The sequence below is a fragment of the Pseudarthrobacter albicanus genome (assembly GCF_018224015.1).
Lineage (GTDB): Bacteria > Actinomycetota > Actinomycetes > Actinomycetales > Micrococcaceae > Arthrobacter > Arthrobacter albicanus.
Window position 1 is genome coordinate 1 of the sequence record NZ_JAGPOT010000130.1, and the last position, 4,063, is coordinate 4,063.

Consider the following 4,063-nt stretch of genomic DNA (forward strand, 5'->3'; position numbering starts at 1 on the left):
TGCTGCCGTGGAGGTGGTGCGGTAGTCGTCCAGTGTCCGGAAGCGTCCGGTCACCTGGGCCACGTGGCAGTGGCCGTCCACGCCGCCCGGAATAACGAGGCGGCCGGCGGCGTCGATGGTGCGCCCGGCGTCGGGAACCGGTTCGGAGGCATCAACCAGCCGGACGATTCTGCCGTCCCGCACCACGATGTGGGCGTGCTGGCGGCCGAAGCTGTTGACCACGGTGCCGTTGGCAATGACGAGTTCTGGGGTGTTGGACATCGGTGTCCTCCTAAGGGATGAAGCCAGTGGGGAAGCTAGTGGGAAGGGGCGGCGGCGTGCGCTGCACTCTGGGCCGCGGTGAGGGCGGTGTCGAGGTTTTCCGAAAGCCCCCTGCGGGCCTTGGCGGGTGGCGGCGCGAAGGCGCCGGCACGGTGGGGCCCGGACTGGAGCGCGACCACGGTCTCCGCCATGCGGATGCCGGCGGAGATGCCGTCCACTACAGGCACGGGGATCTGGCCCTGAAGTTTGCGGGCAAGCCCGGCGAGGGGCGCACCTGCCAGGATGACGACGTCGGCGCCGTCCTCTGCGACGGCCTGCCGGCTGAGTGCCAGCAGGGTTTCCTTGAAGTCCTGCTGCACGGAGCCGATGGCGTTGAGGGATTCGTTGATGGAACGGATGGAAGCCAGCCGGCCGCCGAGGCCGAAACGCTCCACGCAGTCCAGGTACCACGGCCGGATCCGGTCCGAGATGGCGATGATGGAGAAGCGGTGCCCCTGGAGGGCGGCAGCGCAGAGGGCTGCCTCGGTGATGCCGATGACAGGGACGTCCGTGAGTTCCTTCAGCGCCGGCATGCCGGGGTCGCCGAACGCGGCGACCACCACGCCGTCCACGCCGCCGGTGCTGGATTCGGTGGAGTATTCGGCGATGATCTCGGCGACTGCGCCGGCCGCGATCAGGGACTCGAAGCGGGTTTCAATGTACTCAACGCCGTGGCCGGCGGTGCGGACCACCAGTTCCGTGCCCGGGGCCGCCGAGCGCACGGCTTCTGATTCGATCAGGGCGGTGACGTCGTCGCTGATGTTGGGGTTGATGACGAGCAGTTTCATTTTTTCTTCCGATGCAGCGTGGGTTCGGTTTTCTGGAAATCCTCGGGGAACTGCTCGCGGTACTTGCCGATGTGCGACGCCGACTGCGCGGCGGCCCGGTCCGGGTCGCCGCTGGCGATCGCATCGTAGAGCTCGCGGTGTTCCTGGATCAGTTCCGGCAGGTCGCTGACGTGGCGGAAGAGCCAGTGCATGCGTCCCTGGAGGGGTTCCAGCGCGGACTTGAGGAAGCCGTTGTCCGCGATCCGGGTGATTGAGTCGTGGAATTCGCTGTTGGCGCGGTGCGCCTCCATGATGGCGCCTTTGGCGAGGCAGCGAGTGGCCTCATCCAGCAGGCCGTCAAGCTGTTCCAGGTCCCGGGGTGTGGCGCGGGCGGCGGCGAGGCGGCAGGCCAGTACTTCGAGGGACTGCCGGACGTCGAACAGGTCCTCGACGTCCTTGGGGCTGAGGGAGCTGACTTCCGCGCCGCGCGCCCCGCGGTCGCTGAGGAGGCCTTCCTGGCGCAGCATGCGCAGCGCTTCCCGGACGGGCAGGCGGGACACATTGAATTCTGCGGCGAGGTCACGTTCCACCAGCCGGGTGCCGGGAGCGTAGTGCCCTTCAAAAATCCTGGTGCGGAGGGTGTCCCGGACGGCCTCGCGGAGGGGGCGTTCCTTGTCCTGGGTCTCTTCTGCGGTCAGCATTGTTGCTCCATTCGGATTCTCGTGTGACATTGCGCTCCCGGCGGCGGCGGGAGGAGGTGCTGCGTGGCCTAGCTTAGACAGGAAGCCGCTTGTTGTAGTCCAGTGCCAGCACGGACACTCCCATGATGATGGCGGATCCCACGAAGTACAGCAGCGCCCAGGTGTACGAGCCGGTGGCGCCCACAATCAGACCGACCACGATCGGGGTGACGAAGCCGGAGATGTTGCCGCTGAAGTTCATGGCGCCACCCAGCACACCGGCGTTGGTCCGGCCGCCCAGGATTGAGGGGATGCTCCAGAAGAGGCCAACCCAGCGGAGGAAGAACATCACCACGGAGAGCAGGACCACCGCCGTCGTGGGATCCGCCACCACTGTGACGCCCACCAGGCCGCCGATCACGACCACACTGGAGATGCCCAGCAGGGTGCGCATGACCCGGTTGGCCGAGGCGCCGGCTGCCCGCCATTTGTCCGCGATGGTGCCGCCCAGGATTTCACCGACGAAGCCGGCACCGAAGATCACGAAAGTGGACCAGCCGATGGTCTTCAGGTCAAAGCCCTTGGCCTGCGCGAGGTAGAGCGGGCCCCAGGTCAGCAGGCCATAGAACACTCCGTTGAAGCCCAGCCAGCCAAAGCACATGGCCCAGAAGGAACGGAACTTCAGGTAGGGGAGCAGAGCGCGCCTGCCCTTGCTGCCGTCGAACTCGGCCTCGGCATCCTCGGCCGCGTGTGAAGCCTCGATGTACTCGGCTTCGGCCGTGTTGACCCCGCGGTGCTGGCGGGGGTTGTCCCGGACGTACCACCACACGGCCAGGCCCATGAGCACCGTGGCGGCCCCGGCGATGATGAACGAACTCCGCCAGCTGCCGGTGGATGCGATGAGGCCGGCGATGAGGATGCCGCCCAGGCCTGCACCCAGCGGGGCTCCGGCGTCGAGGATGGTGGCGCCGCGGCCGCGTTCCGCCTTGTGCATCCAGATGGCATTGAGCTTGCCGCCGGCCGGCATGACGCCGGCTTCGGTGACGCCGATGCCCAGGCGGGCGATGAACATGCTCAGGAAGCCGCCAGCCAGGCCCGAGGCTGCGGTTGCGGCACCCCAGCCGAGGCACGACGCCGTCATGACTTTCCGCGGGCCGAACTTGTCGATCAGCAGGCCGACGGGAATCTGCATGAGGGCGTAGGTCCAGAAGAAGGCGGAAAGCAGCAGGCCCACGAGCTCCGGGGCGAGGTTGAATTCCTTCTGGATGATGGGCAGGGCCACCGAGATGGAGCCCCGGTCGATGTAGTTGACGGAGACCAGGACGAGCAGAAGCAGGAAGAGCTTCCAGCGGACGTTGGTGCGCCTTTGCACGCCGTCCTTGCCGGGTTTGCCGTCGACCGGGGCTTCTGTGGTGCCTCGAGCCTCGGTGGTCACTGCTTCGGTATTAGGGATGGACACAGCTTCTCCTTCACGGGGAAGTTTACGGACAGGGAAACGAGCTGGGTGATTCAAACGTGCGGCCGCGGGTTGGGCGGCGGGAAACCTTTGGGCGAGGGCGTGTAGCGGCGGTTCCCGAAACGCCCCGCGGTACTTGGGTTTTGGGATCCCGTTTTGGGATCCCAAAATCAGAATAGGAGTGATGCCTGCCACTGTCAAGGGTTTTTTGCGTTATCCGCGGGAGTGAGGCAACTCGCCGATTGTGGCCGCACCGACACGAAGGTGCGGGCTGGTGCGTAATTACGAACGCCGGCGGCCTAGAAGGCCCGGCATGGGCGCTGGCCGTCCCGTGGGAAATGTTCCTTGGAGTTGCGCTAGGTGCAGCTGGGGGATGATGGCTCATTGCCCGGATGGATGCATCAGGCTGGTAGGGTGCTCATCCTTCAGCGCACGACAAAATTCTTCGTGGCGTGGACCAGATGCAGCCGGAGCAGGTTGACGTAATCACCACTATCGTCGCTGAATCTCGGCAGGGGAGTGGTCCGCTGAGGCAACTATTTCGGCGCCTCGGTGGCCTTCGCCGCCGTTGGTTTGCCTCCGGCATCCGTCTTGGCGGCCGCCCCTCCGTTTGGCGCTTGAGGGTTCCCTTTTTTTAATCCAGGACTTGTCGAGAGGCTGTGCTGAGGGTCGCCGTACCGGTTGGACCCATCGACCGTCGCGGTGGATACGTTCGGTTAACCGCTGCGTGGGTTCAGGCTTGTAGGAGGCTGCGGGCGGCGGTGGTGATGTGGCGGGCGGAGATGCCGGCGGCGTCGAGCAGTTCCTGGGGTTTGCCGGAGGCGGGCAGTGATTTGACGGCGAGTAGGACGGCGTGGAGT

At 66.0% G+C, this 4,063-nt stretch carries 4 protein-coding genes; all 4 read right to left on the reverse strand.

Annotated elements, in window-relative coordinates; translation table 11 throughout:
* Positions 1–261: amidohydrolase family protein (locus J9611_RS20335; RefSeq protein WP_211882905.1), on the reverse strand; the 261-nt coding region annotated here is incomplete at its 3' end.
* Between the two features lie 35 nt (positions 262–296).
* Positions 297–1,088 carry an aspartate/glutamate racemase family protein gene (locus J9611_RS20340; RefSeq protein WP_211882906.1) on the reverse strand — a complete coding sequence of 264 codons (792 nt, stop codon included), beginning with the start codon at positions 1,086–1,088 and terminating at the stop codon, positions 297–299.
* On the reverse strand, positions 1,085–1,768 hold the full coding sequence (locus tag J9611_RS20345) for a GntR family transcriptional regulator (RefSeq protein ID WP_211882907.1): 684 nt from the start codon (positions 1,766–1,768) through the stop codon (positions 1,085–1,087). Before J9611_RS20345 ends, J9611_RS20340 begins: the two co-directional genes overlap by 4 nt.
* Before the next feature lie 73 nt (positions 1,769–1,841).
* A complete protein-coding gene (locus J9611_RS20350; RefSeq protein WP_211882908.1) occupies positions 1,842–3,206 on the reverse strand; it encodes an MFS transporter in 1,365 nt (454 codons plus the stop codon).
* Positions 3,207–4,063 lie beyond the last annotated feature (857 nt).

Coding starts and splice junctions, on each gene's coding strand:
- J9611_RS20340 (WP_211882906.1), bottom strand. CDS start 1,088: ATGAAACTGCTCGTCATCAACCCCAACATCAGCGACGACGTCACCGCC.
- J9611_RS20345 (WP_211882907.1), bottom strand. CDS start 1,768: ATGCTGACCGCAGAAGAGACCCAGGACAAGGAACGCCCCCTCCGCGAG.